The 18,587-nt window shown below is 72.5% G+C and carries 14 protein-coding genes; 10 read left to right on the top strand and 4 right to left on the bottom strand.

All coding sequences use genetic code 11. The features are described 5' to 3' along the window. Positions 1 to 14: 14 nt before the first annotated feature. Genes ACZ49B_RS15165 through ACZ49B_RS15155 form a run of 3 tightly spaced genes read left to right on the top strand, consistent with a single transcriptional unit; the run spans position 15 to position 2,391 of the window. Positions 15 to 494 (top strand): Lrp/AsnC family transcriptional regulator, encoded by a 480-nt coding sequence (locus tag ACZ49B_RS15165; RefSeq protein ID WP_468305418.1) that lies wholly within the window; start codon positions 15 to 17, stop codon positions 492 to 494. A 46-nt stretch (positions 495 to 540) separates the two neighbouring features. Further along, on the top strand, positions 541 to 1,236 hold the full coding sequence (locus tag ACZ49B_RS15160) for an HAD family hydrolase (protein ID WP_468305415.1): 696 nt from the start codon (positions 541 to 543) through the stop codon (positions 1,234 to 1,236). Positions 1,237 to 1,290: 54 nt separating this feature from the next. Continuing rightward, on the top strand, positions 1,291 to 2,391 hold the full coding sequence (locus ACZ49B_RS15155) for an FAD-dependent oxidoreductase (protein WP_468305582.1): 1,101 nt from the start codon (positions 1,291 to 1,293) through the stop codon (positions 2,389 to 2,391). A 25-nt stretch (positions 2,392 to 2,416) separates the two neighbouring features. Here the strand turns inward: ACZ49B_RS15155 and mltG are convergent, their stop codons facing one another. After that, positions 2,417 to 3,319 carry an endolytic transglycosylase MltG gene (gene mltG, locus ACZ49B_RS15150; protein WP_468305413.1) on the bottom strand — a complete coding sequence of 301 codons (903 nt, stop codon included), beginning with the start codon at positions 3,317 to 3,319 and terminating at the stop codon, positions 2,417 to 2,419. Positions 3,320 to 3,382: 63 nt separating this feature from the next. Then, entirely contained in the window at positions 3,383 to 5,317 is a 1,935-nt protein-coding gene (locus tag ACZ49B_RS15145) for an ABC transporter ATP-binding protein (protein WP_468305410.1), read from the bottom strand. Between the two features lie 85 nt (positions 5,318 to 5,402). Here ACZ49B_RS15145 and ACZ49B_RS15140 point away from each other — a divergent pair, with 85 nt between their 5' ends. The 4 genes from ACZ49B_RS15140 (at position 5,403) to ACZ49B_RS15125 (ending at position 12,646) form a co-directional block, all read left to right on the top strand. Beyond that, entirely contained in the window at positions 5,403 to 5,864 is a 462-nt protein-coding gene (locus tag ACZ49B_RS15140) for a MarR family winged helix-turn-helix transcriptional regulator (protein ID WP_266631687.1), read from the top strand. Positions 5,865 to 5,932: 68 nt separating this feature from the next. Further along, a complete protein-coding gene (locus ACZ49B_RS15135; RefSeq protein ID WP_468305408.1) occupies positions 5,933 to 8,869 on the top strand; it encodes an FAD-binding and (Fe-S)-binding domain-containing protein in 2,937 nt (978 codons plus the stop codon). Between the two features lie 145 nt (positions 8,870 to 9,014). Continuing rightward, positions 9,015 to 10,868, top strand: a complete 1,854-nt coding sequence (locus tag ACZ49B_RS15130; RefSeq protein WP_468305405.1) for an ABC transporter ATP-binding protein — start codon at positions 9,015 to 9,017, stop codon at positions 10,866 to 10,868. After that, positions 10,865 to 12,646 (top strand): ABC transporter ATP-binding protein, encoded by a 1,782-nt coding sequence (locus ACZ49B_RS15125; RefSeq protein WP_468305403.1) that lies wholly within the window; start codon positions 10,865 to 10,867, stop codon positions 12,644 to 12,646. The genes ACZ49B_RS15130 and ACZ49B_RS15125 overlap by 4 nt, the downstream gene beginning before the upstream one ends. A gap of 79 nt (positions 12,647 to 12,725) precedes the next feature. Here ACZ49B_RS15125 and ACZ49B_RS15120 read toward each other — a convergent pair whose 3' ends face one another. Next, positions 12,726 to 13,517 (bottom strand): metal-dependent hydrolase, encoded by a 792-nt coding sequence (locus ACZ49B_RS15120; RefSeq protein WP_468305400.1) that lies wholly within the window; start codon positions 13,515 to 13,517, stop codon positions 12,726 to 12,728. Between the two features lie 145 nt (positions 13,518 to 13,662). On the opposite strand from ACZ49B_RS15120, the gene ACZ49B_RS15115 reads away from it, so the two are divergent. The 3 genes from ACZ49B_RS15115 to ACZ49B_RS15105 all read left to right on the top strand — a co-directional run bounded on the left by ACZ49B_RS15115 (position 13,663) and on the right by ACZ49B_RS15105 (position 17,601). Further along, positions 13,663 to 16,185, top strand: a complete 2,523-nt coding sequence (locus ACZ49B_RS15115; protein WP_468305398.1) for a DEAD/DEAH box helicase — start codon at positions 13,663 to 13,665, stop codon at positions 16,183 to 16,185. Between the two features lie 79 nt (positions 16,186 to 16,264). Further along, positions 16,265 to 17,167 (top strand): acyl-CoA thioesterase, encoded by a 903-nt coding sequence (locus ACZ49B_RS15110; RefSeq protein WP_132758806.1) that lies wholly within the window; start codon positions 16,265 to 16,267, stop codon positions 17,165 to 17,167. Positions 17,168 to 17,199: 32 nt separating this feature from the next. Next, positions 17,200 to 17,601 carry a YchJ family protein gene (locus ACZ49B_RS15105; RefSeq protein WP_468305395.1) on the top strand — a complete coding sequence of 134 codons (402 nt, stop codon included), beginning with the start codon at positions 17,200 to 17,202 and terminating at the stop codon, positions 17,599 to 17,601. On the opposite strand, the gene ACZ49B_RS15100 is transcribed toward ACZ49B_RS15105, so the two are convergent. Beyond that, positions 17,565 to 18,485 carry a DUF6397 family protein gene (locus ACZ49B_RS15100; RefSeq protein WP_468305393.1) on the bottom strand — a complete coding sequence of 307 codons (921 nt, stop codon included), beginning with the start codon at positions 18,483 to 18,485 and terminating at the stop codon, positions 17,565 to 17,567. The two genes, ACZ49B_RS15105 and ACZ49B_RS15100, sit on opposite strands and share 37 nt — an antisense overlap. Between the last annotated feature and the right edge of the window lie 102 nt (positions 18,486 to 18,587).

Here is an 18,587-nt window from a genome sequence, read left to right as displayed (position 1 = left end):
GGTACAGTCGCGGCATGGCGGTGGACGAGCTCGACACCCGGATCCTGCGCCTGCTGATCGAGCAGCCGCGCACCAGCGTCCGCGAGTACGCCCGGCTCCTCGGGGTCGCGCGCGGCACCCTGCAGGCCCGGCTGGACCGGCTGGAGCGCACCGGGGTGATCACCGGGACCGGCCCCGTGCTCTCCCCCGCGGCGCTCGGGCATCCCGTACTGGCCTTCGTGCACATCGAGGTCACCCAGGGGCATCTGGACGAGGTCGGCGAGGCGCTGGCCGCCGTACCCGAGATCATCGAGGCCTTTTCGATCACCGGCGGCGGGGACCTGCTGACCCGGGTGGCGGCCCGGGACAACGCGCACCTGGAGGACGTGATCCAGCAGCTGATCCGGCTCCCGGGTGTGGTCCGCACCCGTACGGAGGTGGCCCTGCGCGAGCGCGTCGCGCACCGGCTGCTGCCGCTGGTGGAGTCCGCGGGAAGGGCGGCGCGCAAACCCTGACAGGATGGCCGGGACAGGTACACGACGGGCAGGACGGGCAGAGCGGATGATTTCCGTCATATTCGATCTCGACGGCACCCTCGTGGACAGCGAGCCGAACTACTACGAGTCCGGGCGGCGCACCCTGGCCCGGCACGGCGTCCCGGATTTCACCTGGGAGCAGCACTCCCGCTTCATCGGCATCGGCACCCTGGAGACGCTGCAGATCCTCAGGGACCGTTACGGGATCCAGGCGCCGGTGGAACAGCTGCTGGCCGAGCAGAACGCCGCCTACCTGGAGCTGGCCCGGACCGGGACCGAGGTCTTCCCCGAGATGCGGAAGCTGGTGGAGCGGCTGTCCGCGGAGGGTGTCCCGATGGCGGTGGCCTCAGGTTCCTCGCGCGAGGCGATCGACGCCGTGCTGGCCGGGACGGGCCTGGACGCGCTGCTGACCACCACGGTCTCCGCCGAGGAGGTGGCGCACGGGAAGCCCGCTCCCGACGTGTTCCTCGAGGCGGCCCGCCGCCTCGGCGCCGACCCGGCCGACTGCGTGGTCCTCGAGGACGCCGCGCCGGGCGCGGAGGCCGCGCATGCGGCCGGCATGGACTGCATGGCCGTCCCCTACGTGACCGCCACCGCCGACGACCCGGCCTTCGCAACGGCCGGCCTCCTCTTCCGCTCCGGCCAGGCGGAGTTCCAGGCGGACGCGGCCTACACCTGGCTCTCCTCCCGCCGCCGTCCCGCCACCCCGGCCGACTCCTGACCGGCCGGGAAGATCCCGCCGCATCCCCGAGTTGGTAGAACCGTGAACGAAATCATGCGGGGTGCGGCGGACGTCGACGTGGTGGTCGTGGGTGCCGGGCAGGCGGGGCTGTCCAGCGCGTACCACCTGGCGCGGGCCGGGATCGACCACGTCGTGCTCGACCACGCACCGCAGCCCGGCGGCGCCTGGCAGTTCCGCTGGCCCTCGCTGACGTACGGCAAGGTGCACGGGATGCACGCCCTGCCCGGCATGGAGCTCACCGACGCCGATCCGCTGCGGCCGTCCTCGGCCGTGATCGCGGAGTACTTCGGCGCGTACGAGGACCGGTTCGGGCTGCGCGTACGGCGGCCCGTGGACGTCACGGCCGTACGGGACGGGGCCGACGGGCGGCTGCACGTGGAGTCCTCGGCCGGGACCTGGTCCGCGCGGGCCCTGATCAACGCGACGGGGACCTGGGACCGGCCGTTCTGGCCGCGCTACCCGGGCCAGGAGACCTTCCGGGGCCGCCAGCTGCACACCGCGAACTACCCGGGGCCGCAGGAGTTCGCCGGGGCCGGGGTGATCGTGGTGGGCGGCGGCACCTCGGCGGTGCAGCACCTGCTGGAGATCGCCGAGGTGGCGGCGCAGACCACCTGGGTGACCCGCCGGCCCCCGGTGTTCCGCGACGGGAGCTTCGGCGAGGCCGAGGGCCGGGCCGCAGTGGCGTTGGTCGACGAGCGGGTACGTCAGGGGCTGCCCCCGCAGAGCGTGGTCAGCGTGACCGGGCTCCCGCTGAACGAGGCCGTCCGGGCCGGGCTGGCCTCGGGGGTGCTGGACCGGCGGCCCGTGTTCGACCGGATCACGGAGACGGGCGTCGCCTGGGCGGACGGGCGGCAGGTGGAGGCCGATGTGATCCTGTGGGCCACCGGGTTCCGGGCCGCCATCGACCACCTGGCTCCGCTGCACCTGCGCGAGCCCGGCGGCGGCATCCGGGTCGAGGGCACCCGCGCGGTCCGCGACGAGCGGATCCACCTGGTCGGCTACGGCCCCTCGGCGTCGACGATCGGCGCCAACCGCGCCGGCGGCGCAGCGGTCCGCGAGATCCGCCGCCTGCTGGCGCGGGGCGCCGATGACACCGGCGGCGCCCGCGAACCGGTCTCCGTCGGCTCCCGCTAGCCCGGCACGATCCGAAAGACAGGCCCTAGTCGGCCTGGTCGGCGCGGGAGCCCGCCCGGGCCCGCCCGGCGCCCCCAGTGCTGCCCGCACCCGCGCCGGCGCCGGCAGTGGCCCGGATCCGGTTGAACTCCGCGACGTGCTTCTTGTGCTCCTCGTACGTCGCCGAGAAGCGGGTGTCCCCCGGTTTCACGGTGACGAAGAACAGCCAGTCGCCGGGCGTCGGCGCGACGGCCGCCGCCATCGCCTCCACGCCCGGGCTGTCGATCGGCGTCGGCGGGAGCCCTTGGCGCTCGTAGGTGTTGAAGGGGCTGTCGATCCGGGTCTCGCTGAGCGTGGTGTCCACCGTGTTGCGGCCCAGTGCGTAGTTGATGGTGGAGTCCATCTGGAGCGGCATCGACCGGGCCAGCCGGTTGTGCACCACCCGGGCGACCTTGCGCTGGTCGGCGCGGGACTCGGCTTCCGCCTCGATGATGCTGGCGAGGGTGGCCGTCTGATAAGGGGTCATCCCGTGCGCCTTGGCGCCGTCGGCGACGGCCTTGGTCGCGAGCTTCCGGTTGGCCGTCTGCACCATGTACGCGAGCAGGGTGGCCGGCGTGGACTTCGAGGTCACCGGGTAGGTCGCCGGGAAGAGGAAGCCCTCCGGATTGCCTTTCGCCTCTGCGGGCAGGGCCAGTCCGGCCGTGGAGGCCGCAGCCTTGGCGGAACCTGCCGGGAGCTTCAGCTCGCGGTCGATCGCGGCGTACACCTGGGGTGCGCGCCAGCCCTCGGGAATGGTCAACTGGCGCGGCTTCTCGGGGGCTTCCCCGCTCCGCAGCAGCGGAAAGAGGGCGGCCGCACCGAGGGCGAGCAGCATGCCGAGGAGGAGCGCCAGACGGCCCCGGCGGGTGAGCCGGGAACGACGCCGTGGCGGCTGGTACTCATGACGCATGCGGGCACGCTAACCCGCGAAGCGTCACATGTCGGGCATCACGCCTGCACATTCGTCATACGATCACACGTTTACCGGAGTGGGCTGCGCGGCCCCCTCGGCCGACCCGGCCGACTCCGCCGACCTGGCCGCCTTGGCCGCCGGCGCTTCCCGAACCACTCGGGCCGCGGCCGCCTCCGGGGTGAGCGCGGCTTCCCGGTCCCGGCGGACCAGGGCGGCGTACCGGCCGTCCGCCTCCAGCAGCTCCTCGTGCGTACCGCGCTCGGTGATACGGCCCTTGTCCAGGACGACGATCTGGTCGGCGTCGCGGACGGTGGAGAGCCGGTGCGCGATGGTGATCGTGGTGCGGCCTTGGGACAGGTTGTCGATGGCCCGCTGCACGGCATGCTCGGTGCGGGTGTCGAGAGCGCTGGTGGCCTCGTCGAGGATCAGCACCGGCGGGTCGCGCAGGATGGTGCGGGCGATGGCGAGGCGCTGCTTCTCGCCTCCGGAGAAGCGGTAGCCGCGCTCGCCGACCAGGGTGTCGTACCCGTCGGGCAGGGACTCGATGTGGTCGTGGATCTGGGCAGCGCGGGCCGCCTCGGCGATCTCCTCGTCGGTGGCGTCCGGCTTGGCGAAGCGCAGGTTGTCCGCGACCGAGGCGTGGAAGAGGTAGGTCTCCTGGGAGACCACGCCTATGGAGCGGGCCAGCGAGTCGAAGTCGAGGTCGCGCACGTCCACGCCGTCGAGGGCGACCCGGCCGCCGGTCACGTCGTAGAGCCGGGGCACGAGGTAGCTCAGGGTGCTCTTGCCCGAGCCGGTGGGGCCGACCACGGCGAGCGAGCCGCCGGCCGGGACGGTGATGTCGATCCCCGTCAGCGTGGACCCGTGCTTGGCGTCGTACGCGAAGTGCACGTCCTCCAGCCGGACCTCACCCCGGGCCCGGTCCAGGCGCACCGCGTCGGCGCGCTCGGTGATGTCCACCGGCAGGTCGAGGTATTCGAAGATCCGGCCGAACAGGGCGAGCGAGGTCTGGATCTGCACGCCGGTCGACAGCAGGCTCACGGCGGGCCGGAACAGCCCCTGCTGGAGCGTGACGAAGGCGACGAGGGTGCCCACCGAGAGCGAGGGGGCGCCCGACTGCAGGGCTATCCCGGCGGCCCAGTAGATGAGCGCGGGCATCGCGGCCATGACGATGCCGATGGTGGACATGCGCCAGCGCCCGGCCATGCTGGAGCGCACCTCGAGGCCGACGAGCTTCTCGGACTCGTCGGAGAAGGACTGGGTCAGCGAGTCGGCGCGGCCCATCGTGCGGCCGAGCAGGATGCCGCTCACCGACAAGGACTCGGTGACCGTGGCGGCCATGGCGGCCATCTGCTTCTGCCGCTGGAGCGTGATCCTCTTGCGCTCGCGGCCGACCCGCCGGCTGATCCACACGAACACCGGCAGCAGGAGCAGCGAGACGAGGGTGAGCCGCCAGTCGAGCGCGAGCATCGCGACGACGGAGGCGATCACGGCCGTCAGGTTGGAGACGAGCGAGGTCGCGGTGGAGGTGACGGTGGCCTGCATGCCGCCGATGTCGTTGGCTATGCGGGACTGCACCTCACCGGTCCGGGTGCGGGTGAAGAAGGCCAGCGGCATCCGCTGGAGCTGGGCGTACACGGCGGTGCGCAGGTCGTGCATGACGCGCTGGCCGACGGTGGTGGAGATCAGGGTCTGGAGCACGCCGAACACGCTGGTGACGACGGCGGTGAGGATCATGCCGAGCGCGAGCAGGCTGAGCAGCCCGGTACGCCCCTCGGGGATGGCGACGTCCAGGATCTCCTTCAGCAGGAACGGCGAGGCCACTCCGACCAGCGAGGAGGCGCAGACGAGCAGCCCCACGACGGCCAGGCGGCCGCGGTAGGGGCGGAACAGGCCCACGATCCGGCGCAGCTCACGCGGCTGCTCCTCTGGGGCGGGGCGGCTGGGGTCCAGGGCTTCTTTCGATGGGGTCCACTTCGGTTCTTCGGGGCGCATGGGCCTCCTTCTGACGAGACTCGCATGAGCATAGCTCATTGTTACCTATACTCACAATGAATCTGGTCCTGGTACTGTTCCCAGTATGAGCACCGCTTCCGAAACCGACAGCACAGACGGCGTCCTCGCCGAACAGCTGCTGCGGTTGACCCGCCGGCTGCACCGGATCCAGAAGCGCCACCTGGAACCTCTCGGCATCACCCCCGCCCAGAGCCGGCTGCTGCGCCTCGTCTCGCACTACGACGGCGACGAGCCGCCCCGGATGGCAGACCTCGCCGCCCGTCTGGAAGTCGTGCCCCGCGCCGTGACCACGCTGGTGGACGGCCTGGAGGCCGCCGAATGCGTGCGCCGCGCGCCCGACCCGGCGAACCGGCGCGTCATAAGGATCGAGCTCACCGACACGGGCCGCGCCACGCTGCGCCGGCTGCGGAACGCGCGAACCGACGCGGCAGAGGAGATCCTGGCTCCGTTGACCGCCGGGCAGCGCGAAGTGCTCGGCGGCCTGCTGAACGCTCTGACGGACGCCCCGATGGAGCGCCGCTGCTGAGAAGGCCGCCCCGAGGGCCGGGAACGGGTCCCCGCGACTAGGCCGAACGAGTAGGCAAGGGGTCGCGCATGCCGCTGCTGGAACCGAGGCCCGGGGCCCTGCGCCCGCGCAGCATCAGCGGCCCCGCCCCCGACCGGGTCCCGGAGCACCACGCCGCCGGCACCCCGGAGCCGCTGCGCACCGAGCTGACGGAGCTGCTCGGCGCCGAGAAGGTGCTGTGGAAGGTCTCCGACCTGGTCCGCTACGCCTCCGACGCCTCGCCGTACCGGTTCGTGCCGCAGGTGGTGGTGATCGCCGAGGACGTCGACGACGTCTCCGCGGTCCTCTCGTACGCCCACGGCCGCGGGCGCGAGGTCGTCTTCCGCGCCGCCGGGACCTCGCTGAACGGTCAGGCCCAGGGCGAGGACATCCTGGTCGACGTACGCCGCCACTGGGCCGGCACCGAGGTGCTGGAGGACGGCCGCCGGGCCCGGATCCGGCCCGGCACCACCGTGGCGCGGGCCAACGCCGCGCTCGCCCGACACGGGCGCATCCTCGGCCCGGACCCGGCGAGCGCCATCGCCTGCACCGTCGGCGGAGTCGTCGCCAACAACGCGTCCGGCATGACGGCGGGCACCACGCGGAACTCGTACCGCACGCTCTCCTCCCTCACCTTCGTGCTGCCCGGCGGCACCGTCGTGGACACCGCCGATCCGCTGGCCGACGAGGAGCTGGCGCGAGCCGAACCGGCGCTGTGCCGCGGGCTGCTGGAGATCAAGCAGGAGATCGAGGCCGATCCGGAGCTCGTCGCCCGGATCAGGGCCAAGTACGAGATCAAGAACACCACCGGCTACCGCCTCGACGCGTACCTGGACGGCGCCACGCCCGTCGAGATCCTGCGGGGGCTGATGGTCGGCTCGGAGGGCACGCTCGGCTTCATCGCCGAAGTCGTCTTCGACACCGTGCCGCTGGAGCGCGAGCTCACCAGCGCCCTGCTCTTCTTTCCCTCGCTGCCCGCGGCGGCCGCCGCCGTACCGCTCTTCAACGAGGCGGGCGCCCTCGCCGTCGAGGTGATGGACGGCAACACGCTGCGCGCCTCGGTCAGCGTCGAGGGCGTCCCCGCCGACTGGGCCGGCCTGCCGAAGGACACCACCGCCCTGCTGGTCGAGTTCCGCGCTCCGGACGAGGCGGGCCGCGCGGAGTACGAGCGCCGGGCCGCCGAGGTGCTCACCGGGCTGGACCTGGTCGCTCCGGTGGCCTCGGTCACCAACACGTTCACCCGGGACGCGGGGACGATCAACGGCTACTGGAAGGCCCGCAAGGCCTTCGTCACCGCCGTCGGCGGGGCCCGCGCCTCCGGTACCACCCTGATCACCGAGGACTTCGCGGTGCCGCCGTCCCGGCTGGCCGAGGCCTGCGAGGCGCTCCTCGCGCTCCAGGCGGAGCACGGTTTCGACGCGGCCGTCGCCGGCCACGCGGCCCACGGCAACCTGCACTTCCTGCTCGCGTTCGACGCCGCGAAGGCCGCCGACGTCGAGCGGTACGCGGCCTTCATGGACGCGTTCTGCCGGCTGGCGGTGGAGCGGTTCGACGGCTCGCTGAAGGCCGAGCACTCCACGGGCCGCAACATGGCACCCTTCCTGGAGCTGGAGTGGGGGGCCCGGGCGACCGGGCTGATGTGGCGGACGAAACGGGTCGTCGATCCGGACGGACTGCTCGCGCCGCGCATCCTCCTCGACCGCGACCCGCAAGCCCATCTGCGCGGGCTGAAGACGATTCCGCAGGTGGAGGCGGTGGTCGATCCGTGCATCGAGTGCGGTTTCTGCGAACCGACCTGTCCGAGCGAGGACCTGACGACCACGCCCCGGCAACGGATCGTGCTGCGCCGGGAGATGGTGCGCCAGCAGCCGGGCTCCCGCGTGCTGGACGGGCTGCTCGAGGCCTACGGCCACGACGCCGTGGACACCTGCGCGGGCGACTCCACCTGCAAGCTGGCCTGCCCCGTCGGCATCGACACGGGCGCCCTGATGCGGGACTTCCGCCGCCGGCGGCACGGCCCGCGCGAGGAGCGGGCCGCCGCGCTCGCCGCGACGCGGTTCAAGGCCGTGGAGGGCGCCGCCCGGCTGGCCGTGGCCGCCGCCCACAAGATCACCGACCGGGTGGGGAACAGGCTGCTGGAGGCGCTCACCGGGGCCGCGCGCAGGACCGTACGCCCCGACCTCGTCCCGCAGTGGCTGCCGCAGATCCCCGGCGCGGCCGCACGGAAGCTGCCCGGGACCACGCGGGTGGGCGCGGCGGCCGTGTACTACCCGGCCTGTGTGAACCGGATCTTCGGCGGGCCCGAGGGCCGGCCCGGCCCCTCCCTGCCCGAGGCCGTGGTGGCGGTGTCGGAGCGGGCCGGAAAGCCGGTGTGGATCCCGGGTGACGTCGCGGGCACCTGCTGCGCGACGATCTGGCACTCCAAGGGCTACGAGGCCGGGAACCGGGTGATGGCCAACCGGATCGTCGAGGCCGCCTGGGGCTGGACCGCCGGCGGTCGGCTGCCGCTGGTGGTCGACGCGTCCTCGTGCACGCTGGGCATCGCGCACGAGGTGGTCCCGTTCCTGACGGACGACAACCGGGCGCTGCACGCGGAGCTCACGGTCGTCGACTCGGTCGTGTGGGCGGCGGACGAGCTGCTCCCCCACCTGGAGATCCTGCGCACGGTGGGCTCGGCGGTGCTCCATCCCACCTGCTCGATGCGGCACTTGGGCGACGAAGCGCAGCTGCGGGCGGTGGCCGGGGCGTGCGCGGCCGAGGTGGTGGTTCCGGACGACGCGGGCTGCTGTGCCTTCGCGGGCGACCGGGGCATGCTGCATCCGGAGCTGACGGCCTCGGCGACGCAGCGCGAGGCGGCGGAGGTGACGTCGCGCGCGTACGACGCGCATCTGTCGGCGAGCCGGATGTGCGAGGTGGGCATGGACCGGGCCACCGGCCGCAGCTACTACTCGGCGCTGCTGCAACTGGAGCGGGCCACCCGTCCTTGACGTGGCGACACTCGGCCGGGCGGGCCGCAAGAGCGCCGCACGACCCGCCGCGTAAGGCCTTGGCCAACGCAAAATCGATTGCCCGGGGCTGGTCCGGAAGGCGAACCTTGCACGGTTTGAACCACTCGACCAGTCATGAGGCGTCATGCAGATCAGCGATCTTCCGTATCCGGACCCCGGGGTACCCGATGCTCGATCCGGCCCGCGCTTCCTGGTGTGGTTGGGGCGGGGCCAACTCGGCGGACAGGTCAGGAGCCTGTGCTGGGGACTGCTGCACTTCTGCGGCGTCGCCGGGCTGCCGTACGCGGTGGGCCTGGGCGTCGACGCGGTCGTACGGCGCGACGGCACCGGGCTGTTGCTGGTCGGCGCGCTGCTGGTGCTGATCGGCGTCGCCATCTCGGTCGGCGACGCGATGCTCCACCGGACCGCCGTCACCAACTGGATCACCGCCGCCGCGCGCGTGCAGCAGCTGCTCGCCCGCAAGACCGCCGAGCTGGGCTCCGCCCTGACCCGGCGGGTCGCGGCGGGCGAAGTCGTCTCGGTCTCCACGGGCGACGTGGAGAAGATCGGCTGGTTCGTCGAGGCGGTCTCCCGCTTCCTCGCCGCCGCCTTCTCCGTCGTCGCCATCTGCGTCGGCCTGCTGTTCTACGCGCCGTCGATCGGCGTGGTCGTCGCGATCGGCGTCCCGGTGCTCGCCCTGTCCGTGCTGCCGCTGCTGCCGCGCGCCACCCAACGCGCCGACATCCAGCGCGAGAAGGCCGGCAAGGCCACCGAACTGGCCTCCGACACCGTGGCCGGCCTGCGGGTGCTGCGCGGCATCGGCGGCGAGGAGCTGTTCCTCGGCCGCTACCGCGAGGCTTCGCAGGAGGTCCGCAAGGCGGCCGTGCGCAGCGCCCGGATGTGGGCGCTGATCTCCGCGATCCAGGTGCTGCTGCCGGGCGCGCTGCTGATCACCGTGGTCTGGTACGGCTCGGTGCTCGTACTGGACGGCCGGCTGGCGGTCGGTGAACTCGTCGCCGCTTTCAGCGCGGTGGCGACGATGCTCTACCCGCTGCGGCACTTCGAGGAGATCGCCATGGCGTACTCCTTCTCCCGGCCCTCCGCCCAGCGGGCCGCCCGGGTGCTGTCGCTGACGCGTACGGACGCCCCGGAGCCGGCGGCGCCGGACGCCGGGACTGCCCAGGCTCCGGCTCCCGGCGGGGACCTGTACGACCCCGCGACCGGACTGCTGGCACCGGCGGGCCGGTTCACCGCCGTGGTCTGCGGCGACCCGGACCTGGCAGGCCGCCTCGCCGAGCGCCTCGGCGGTCATCCGGCGGACGACGGACCGGCTGCCGACCGGGGCTCGGTGCTGCTGGGCGGGGTCGCACTGGACGAGCTCGCGCTGGACACCGCGCGCACACTGGTCCTCGTACAGGACAAGGACCCGGTGCTGCTGTCCGGAACCCTGCGCGAGCTGTTCGCCGTACCGGCGTCCGGAGCGGTCGAGCCCGGGGAGGCGCTCGCCGCCGCCCAGTGCGGGGACGTCCTGGACGCGCTGCTGCAGTCGGCGCCGGACGGGGTGGACGACCCGATGGACGCACGGATCACCGAACGCGGCCGGTCCCTGTCCGGCGGGCAGCGCCAACGGCTCGCGCTGGCGCGGTCCCTGGCCACCGACCCGGAGGTGCTGGTGCTGGACGAGCCGACCTCGGCGGTCGACTCGCACACCGAGGCGCGGATCGCGGACGGGATCCGCGCTCTGCGCGCCGGGCGCACGACGGTGGTACTGGCCTCCTCGCCGCTGCTCCTGGACCGTGCCGACCGGGTGGTCCTGATCCACGAGGGCGCGGTCGCGGCGACCGGTACGCACCGCGAACTGCTGCACGGCGAACCGCTCTACCGGGCGGTCGTCACCCGCGAGACCGACGAGGAGCAGCGGGTGGCCCGGGTGGAACTGACCCGGCTGGAAGAAGCCCAGCTGGAAAAAGCACTGACAGAGATCGAGGAATCCGCATGATCGGCCTGGCGCCGCCGCAATACGATCCGGCGGCCCCCGAATCGGCCGCCACCCTGCCCGTGGGCACGACGGCGACCGTACGGGGCTATGTGCGCGGCCTGTTCCGGCGGCACCGGCGGGCCTTCGTGGTGCTGGTGACGGTCAACGCGGTCGCGGTGATCGCCTCCATGGTCGGCCCGTACCTGCTGGGCCGGGTCGTGGACCAGCTGGCGGCGGGGGCGCGCGAGCTCCATCTGGGGCGCGTGGCCCTGCTGTTCGCGCTGGCCCTCGTGGTCCAGACGTTCTTCGTCCGGCTGGTCCGGCTGCGCGGCGCGATGCTCGGCGAGGAGATGCTGGCCGATCTGCGCGAGGACTTCCTGGTGCGGTCCGTGGGCCTGCCGCCGGGCGTGCTGGAGCGGGCCGGCACCGGTGACCTGCTGTCGCGGATCACCACCGACATCGACCGGCTGGCGAACGCGATGCGCGAGGCCGTTCCGCAGCTGGCGATCGGTGTGGTCTGGGCCGGGCTGCTCTTCGGGGCGCTCACCGTGACCGCACCGCCGCTGGCCCTGGCCGCGCTGGTGGCGCTGCCGGTGCTGGTGACCGGCTGCCGCTGGTACTTCAAGCGGGCGCCCTCGGCGTACCGGTCGGAGGCCGCCGGGTACGCGGCGGTCTCGGCGGTGCTCACCGAGACGGTGGACGCCGGACGCACGGTCGAGGCGCACCGCCTCGGACCGGGCCGGATCGCGCTGTCGGAGCGGCGGATCAAGGAGTGGACGGCCTGGGAGCGGTACACGCTGTTCCTGCGGACGGTCCTCTTCCCGGTCGTCAACGTCACCTTCGTGACGATTCTCGGCTCCGTGCTGATGATCGGCGGCTACTGCGTGCTGCAGGGCTGGATGTCGGTCGGGCAGCTGACCACGGGCGCGCTGCTGGCCCAGATGATGGTCGACCCGATCGGCCTGATCCTGCGCTGGTACGACGAGCTGCAGGTCGCCCAGGTCTCCCTCGCCCGCCTGGTGGGCGTGCGGGAGATCGAGCCGGACGCGGGCGACGCCGCCGTCTCCCCGGCGGGGCGGGACGTCCGGGCCGACGAGGTGCACTTCGGCTACCGGGAGGGCGTGGACGTGCTGCACCAGGTGTCCATGTCCGTGCCGCCGGGTACCCGGATGGCGCTGGTCGGCCCCTCCGGGGCGGGCAAGTCCACGCTGGGCCGGCTGCTGGCGGGCATCTACGCGCCGCGGACCGGCGAGGTGACCCTCGGCGGGGCGCAGCTTTCGCGGATGCCCGCGGAGCGGGTGCGCGAGCAGGTGGCGCTGGTCAATCAGGAGCACCACGTGTTCGTGGGCTCGCTGCGGGACAACCTCCGGCTGGCGCGCACCGAGGCGGCCGACGCCGAGCTGTGGGCGGCGCTCGAGGCGGTGGACGCGCACGGCTGGGCCCGGGCGCTGGAGACCGGTCTGGACACCGAGGTGGGTTCGGGCGGTACGGCGCTGACCCCGGCGCAGGCGCAGCAGATCGCGCTGGCGCGGCTGGTGCTGGCGGACCCGCACACGCTGGTCCTGGACGAGGCCACCTCGCTGTTGGACCCGCGGGCCGCCCGGCATCTGGAGCGTTCGCTGGCCCGGGTGCTGGACGGCCGTACGGTCATCGCCATCGCCCACCGGCTGCACACCGCGCACGACGCGGACGTGATCGCGGTGGTCGAGGGCGGCCGGATCAGCGAACTGGGCTCGCACGACGAGCTGGTCGCGGCGGACGGCGCCTACGCGGCCCTGTGGCGCTCCTGGCACGGCTGACCGGCCCGCACCGCCCGTCGTACGGGGCTCCGCTCCCCCGCTGACGCGGGGGAGCGGGGCCCTTGCCGTGCCCGACGGACTAGATGAAGCCGAGGGCGGAGGCTCCGCCCATGCCGCCGAGCAGCATGAACACGGGCATGAGGACCTTGAGCTCCACCCAGCTGCCTGCCCGGAAGCGCAGCCCCTTGGGCGGGCCGATGGGGTACCAGCGCTTCCCGGCGATCGGGAGGGGCCACAGGATGGGGCAGCCGGAGACGGTCAGCGCGTCGCCGATGTCGTGGACCAGGGCGCCGAGCAGGATCGGCAGGCCGAGCCAGAGGTATTCCTGGCCGGGACCGGTGAACAGCCACCCGGCGCCGTTGCCCGGCTGGTCGAGGACTCCGGCCAGGATCCAGGCGCTGGTCGCGCCCAGCAGCCAGACGAGGACGTCGCTGGACATCCGGGCGGCCCGCCACAGCAGGCCCTCGACGGCCAGGACCAGGTGGACGAAGAGCAGGACGAGCACGCCCCAGCGGTCGGTGGTGGCCGCGAGCGCGGAGGAGCCGGCGCCGATCAGGACGGCCCACAGCCAGGTGTGCGTCAGGGTGCGGTGACCGCCGGTGCGGCGGGCGTCCTTCGGGGCGCGGGTCGCCTTGTAGACGGCGTAGGAGATCTTGTCGACCACCTCGCACAGGCCCCGGGAGAGCGGGCCGAAGGCGCGCGAGATCGTCGCCGACTTGTGGTCCAGGTCGGGGGCGAGGGCGGCGCCTGCGCAGATGAGCGCGCCGACGACGAGAACCGGCCGGGGTGTCGGGTGCCCGCCCCCCCCCCCCCCCGCTCCCACCCCCAGCCAGGCTGCCGCCCCGGACAGTGAGTGCGCCGGACCCATCATGGTCGTTCCCCGCCCCAGTCATGTGGTGGTCGGGCCCTGTTGACGGTTTCGTTCGGGCCCGGTCAACGGCACAGCGTACCGTCGGTGATCTTCGCCGCATCCGCCGGTTCCCTCTTCCGGCAGGAAGCCAGGCAAGATGGGGGGTGTGACCCTCATTGATCAGCTCCCGCCGAACGCCGACCCCGACGCCCTCTTCGAGGCTTTCTCCTCGTGGGCGGAGGATCAGGGCATCACCCTGTACCCGGCACAGGAGGAGGCGCTGATCGAGGTCGTCTCGGGGGCGAACGTGATCTTGTCCACCCCGACCGGCTCCGGCAAGAGCCTCGTCGCGGCGGGCGCGCACTTCACCGCCCTCGCCCAGGACAAGGTGACCTTCTACACCGCCCCCATCAAGGCGCTGGTGTCGGAGAAGTTCTTCGACCTGTGCAAGCTCTTCGGCACCGAGAACGTAGGCATGCTGACCGGCGACGCCTCCGTGAACGCGGACGCCCCGGTGATCTGCTGCACCGCCGAGGTGCTGGCCTCCATCGCCCTGCGTGACGGCAAGTACGCCGACATCGGCCAGGTCGTCATGGACGAGTTCCACTTCTATGCCGAGCCGGACCGCGGCTGGGCCTGGCAGATCCCGCTGCTGGAGCTCCCGCAGGCCCAGTTCATCCTCATGTCGGCGACCCTCGGCGACGTGAAGCGGTTCGAGGAGGACCTGACCCGGCGCACCGGTCGGCCGACCTCGGTGGTCCGCTCCGCGAGCCGGCCCGTCCCGCTGTCCTACGAGTACGTCACCACGCCGATCACCGACACGATCACCGAGTTGCTGGAGACCCGGCAGGCCCCGGTGTACATCGTGCACTTCACGCAGGCCCAGGCCGTCGAGCGGGCGCAGTCGCTGATGAGCATCAACATGTGCACCCGCGAGGAGAAGGACAAGATCGCCGACCTGATCGGCAACTTCCGCTTCACCACCAAGTTCGGGCAGAACCTCTCCCGCTACGTCCGGCACGGCATCGGCGTCCACCACGCCGGCATGCTGCCCAAGTACCGGCGCCTGGTCGAGAAGCTCGCCCAGGCCGGCCTGCTGAAGGTCATCTGCGGTACCGACACCCTCGGCGTCGGCGTCAACGTGCCCATCCGTACGGTGCTGTTCACCGCGCTCACCAAGTACGACGGCAACCGGGTCCGCACGCTGCGCGCCCGCGAGTTCCACCAGATCGCCGGCCGCGCGGGCCGGGCCGGCTTCGACACGGCGGGCTATGTGGTCGCCCAGGCGCCCGAGCACGTCATCGAGAACGAGAAGGCCCTCGCGAAGGCGGGCGACGACCCGAAGAAGCGCCGCAAGGTGGTGCGCAAGAAGGCTCCCGAGGGCTTCGTCGCCTGGTCGGACACCACCTTCGAGAAGCTCATCGCCGCGGACCCGGAGCCGCTCACCTCCCGCTTCAAGGTCACCAACATCATGCTGCTGTCGGTCATCGCCCGTCCGGGCGATGCCTTCCAGGCGATGCGCCACCTCCTCGAGGACAACCACGAGCCGCGCAAGGCCCAGCTGCGGCACATCCGCCGGGCCATCGCGATCTACCGCTCGCTGCTGGACGGCGGCGTGGTCGAGAAGCTCGACACCCCGGACGCGGAGGGCCGCACCATCCGGCTCACCGTCGACCTCCAGCAGGACTTCGCGCTCAACCAGCCGCTGTCCACCTTCGCGCTGGCCTCCTTCGACCTGCTGGACCCCGAGTCCCCTTCCTACGCGCTGGACATGGTCTCCGTCGTCGAGTCCACGCTGGACGACCCGCGCCAGATCCTGGCGGCCCAGCAGAACAAGGAGCGCGGCATCGCCGTGGGCGCGATGAAGGCCGACGGGATCGAGTACGAGGAGCGGATGGAGCGTCTCCAGGACGTCACCTATCCCAAGCCGCTCGAAGAGCTCCTCTTCCACGCCTACGACGTGTACCGCAAGAGCCACCCGTGGGTCGGCGACCATCCCGTCTCCCCGAAGTCGATCATCCGCGACATGTACGAGCGCGCGATGACCTTCACCGAGTTCACCTCCTTCTACGAGCTCGCCCGCACCGAGGGCATCGTGCTGCGCTACCTGGCGAGCGCGTACAAGGCGCTGGACCACACCATCCCCGACGACCTCAAGTCCGAGGACCTCCAGGACCTCATCGCCTGGCTGGGCGAGCTCGTCCGCCAGGTCGACTCCAGCCTGCTCGACGAGTGGGAGCAGCTGGCGAACCCGGAGGTGGAGACGGCGGAGCAGGCCCAGGAGAAGGCCGACCAGGTCAAGCCGGTCACCGCGAACGCGCGCGCCTTCCGCGTCCTGGTCCGCAACGCCATGTTCCGCCGCGTCGAGCTCGCCGCGCTGGACCACGTCGACCAGCTGGGCGAGCTGGACGGCGAGGCCGGCTGGGACGCGGACGCCTGGGGCGAGGCCATGGACGCGTACTGGGACGAGTACGACGACCTGGGCACGGGTCCCGACGCGCGCGGCCCGAAGCTGCTCCAGATCGAGGAGGACGCGGCGCACGGCCTGTGGCGCGTCCGCCAGACCTTCGCGGACCCCAACGGGGACCATGGCTGGGGCATCAGCGCCGAGGTCGACCTCGCGGCCTCCGACGAGGAAGGCCGTGCGATCATCCGGCTGACCTCGGTCGGTGAGCTCGGCGCGCTCTGACCGACCCCCGACAGCGACCGGCCCCGGCGACGCCGGAGTCCCGCCGGCTCCGCCCGGACCCGAGAGTGGAGAACCCCTGATGACGAACCCGGCCGAGAGACTGGTCGATCTGCTCGACCTGGAGCAGATCGAGGTCAACATCTTCCGCGGCGCCAGCCCGCAGGAGTCCCTCCAGCGGGTCTTCGGCGGGCAGGTCGCCGGCCAGGCGCTGGTGGCCGCCGGCCGCACCACCGAGAGCGACCGCCCGGTCCACTCGCTGCACGCGTACTTCCTGCGCCCGGGCATCCCGGGCGTGCCGATCGTGTACCAGGTGGAGCGGGTGCGCGACGGGCGGTCCTTCACCACGCGCCGCGTCACCGCGGTCCAGCAGGGCAAGACGATCTTCAATCTCACCGCCTCCTTCCATCATCCGGAGGAGGGCAGCATCGAGCACCAGCTGCCTCCCCGACTCGACTTCCCCCACCCGGACACGCTCCCGAAGGTCGCGGACGAGATCCGCGAGCACTTGGGCGCGCTGCCCGAGGCGCTGGAGCGGATGGCCCGCCGCCAGCCGTTCGACATCCGGTACACGGACCGGCTCCGCTGGACTCCCGAGGAGCTCAAGGACGCCGATCCGCGCAGCGCGGTGTGGATGCGCGCGGTCGGCCCGCTGGGCGACGACCCGCTGGTACACACCTGCGCCCTCACCTACGCCAGTGACATGACCCTCCTCGACGCCGTGCGCATCCCCGTGGAACCCCTGTGGGGCATGCGCGGGTTCGACATGGCCTCGCTGGACCACGCCATGTGGTTCCACCGGCCGTTCCGTGCGGACGAGTGGTTCCTGTACGACCAGGAATCACCGATCGCGCACGGCGGCCGGGGCCTGGCCCGCGGCCGTATCTACGACGTGGAGGGCAGGCTGCTGGTCTCCGTGGTCCAGGAAGGCCTCTTCCGCCCGTACGCCGAGAACGCGGCCAAGCCGCCCGTGTCCCCCCAGTAGTCCGCCCCGTCCCCGAAGAGCTGAGCACACCCATGCCCACCCCGGCCCTCCCCTGCCCCTGCGGGCTGCCCGCCGCCTACCCGGACTGCTGCGGCCGCTTCCACTCCGGTGCGCAGCAGGCGCCCACCGCCGAGCTGCTGATGCGCTCCCGCTTCAGTGCGTTCGCCGTCGGCGACACCGCCTATCTGATGCGCTCCTGGCACTCGAGCACCCGGCCCGCCCGGCTCGACCTGGATCCCGACCAGCGCTGGGAGCGCCTCGAGATCCTCGCCGCCGAGCGCGGCGGGATGTTCGAGACGGAGGGTTCGGTGGAGTTCCGGGCGTACTACCGCGAGGGCCGGCACGCCGGTTCCCTGCACGAGCACAGCGCCTTCACCCGCGAGGCCGGGGCCTGGGTCTACGTCGGCCCCCTCTCCCCCGTCGACTTCGACTGACCGCGCGCCCCGGTCAGCGCGAAGTCCAGGCTGGTGCGGTACCAGTGGATCTCGTCCGGCGGCTCCGCCCGTAACAGCCGGAGCGCCACGGCCGCCGCGGCCGGGATCTGCGGGTGCCCGTACGGCGGGGGCGGGGCGAGTGCGGCGAGCAGGAGGCGCTCCGCCGGGTCGGGCACGGCCTCCAGCAGCTCGTCGTCTGGGAGTACGGAGGCAAGGACAGCAGCCCGCTCCCAGGGGTCGGCGGTTCGTCTCAGCAGCAGCCCCACATGCCGCCCCCGCCACTTCCGCGGCCGCAGATCCGCCTTGGCCGCCATCAGTTCCCGGTCGGCCGGGGGCGCGCTCCCGCGCAGCATCCCCGCCTCCTCCCGGACGGCGAACTCCCGCAGCTCCGCGGCCAGATAGAGCCACACCACCACCCGGTAGCGGTTGATCCGGTAGCCGATCGGGGTGAGGTGTCCGCAGCGCGCGAGCCGGGTGAACCGGCCGGGGCTGATCCCCAGCACCCCGCCCGCGGCCTCGGCTCCGGCCACGGTCTCGACCCGCTCGCGCAGCGCGTCCGGGAACCCATCGGCCGACCGGATCCGCTCGAGCTCGGCCCGCGTGTACCGTACGGCCCCGCCCGGCGCCGGCGGACCGGCCCGTACGATGCCCAGCTGGACGGCCCGCGCGAACTCGGTCCGGGTCAGCCTCAGCTCCTCGGCTGCCCGGGCACCGCCCACCGAGGCGTCCGCCGGCACGTCCGCCCGCGCCGCCAGGGGGCCGTGCGCCCGTACCACCGCCGGCCCGTCCGCCCGTAACACCGCCGGCCCGTGCGCCCGTACATCCGGCAGGGCCTGCGCCCCTGCATCCGGCAACACGTGCCCCGACTGCGTCGCGACCTTCATGACGGTCCTCCCCCACGAGTGATGATTACTCTGTGTGAAGACCGTAACCCAGCGCTACGACACCCCGCGAGGCCTGTGGATAACTCCGGAAACCGGAAGGCA

It is taken from the genome of Streptomyces sp. NPDC031132 (assembly GCF_055570595.1).
The sequence above is the reverse complement of the archived record's forward strand: the minus strand, read 5'-3'. Positions and strand labels throughout refer to the sequence as shown.

Coding starts and splice junctions, on each gene's coding strand:
- ACZ49B_RS15165 (WP_468305418.1), top strand. CDS start 15: ATGGCGGTGGACGAGCTCGACACCCGGATCCTGCGCCTGCTGATCGAG.
- ACZ49B_RS15160 (WP_468305415.1), top strand. CDS start 541: ATGATTTCCGTCATATTCGATCTCGACGGCACCCTCGTGGACAGCGAG.
- ACZ49B_RS15155 (WP_468305582.1), top strand. CDS start 1,291: ATGCGGGGTGCGGCGGACGTCGACGTGGTGGTCGTGGGTGCCGGGCAG.
- mltG (WP_468305413.1), bottom strand. CDS start 3,319: ATGCGTCATGAGTACCAGCCGCCACGGCGTCGTTCCCGGCTCACCCGC.
- ACZ49B_RS15145 (WP_468305410.1), bottom strand. CDS start 5,317: ATGCGCCCCGAAGAACCGAAGTGGACCCCATCGAAAGAAGCCCTGGAC.
- ACZ49B_RS15140 (WP_266631687.1), top strand. CDS start 5,403: ATGAGCACCGCTTCCGAAACCGACAGCACAGACGGCGTCCTCGCCGAA.
- ACZ49B_RS15135 (WP_468305408.1), top strand. CDS start 5,933: ATGCCGCTGCTGGAACCGAGGCCCGGGGCCCTGCGCCCGCGCAGCATC.
- ACZ49B_RS15130 (WP_468305405.1), top strand. CDS start 9,015: ATGCAGATCAGCGATCTTCCGTATCCGGACCCCGGGGTACCCGATGCT.
- ACZ49B_RS15125 (WP_468305403.1), top strand. CDS start 10,865: ATGATCGGCCTGGCGCCGCCGCAATACGATCCGGCGGCCCCCGAATCG.
- ACZ49B_RS15120 (WP_468305400.1), bottom strand. CDS start 13,517: ATGATGGGTCCGGCGCACTCACTGTCCGGGGCGGCAGCCTGGCTGGGG.
- ACZ49B_RS15110 (WP_132758806.1), top strand. CDS start 16,265: ATGACGAACCCGGCCGAGAGACTGGTCGATCTGCTCGACCTGGAGCAG.
- ACZ49B_RS15105 (WP_468305395.1), top strand. CDS start 17,200: ATGCCCACCCCGGCCCTCCCCTGCCCCTGCGGGCTGCCCGCCGCCTAC.
- ACZ49B_RS15100 (WP_468305393.1), bottom strand. CDS start 18,485: ATGAAGGTCGCGACGCAGTCGGGGCACGTGTTGCCGGATGCAGGGGCG.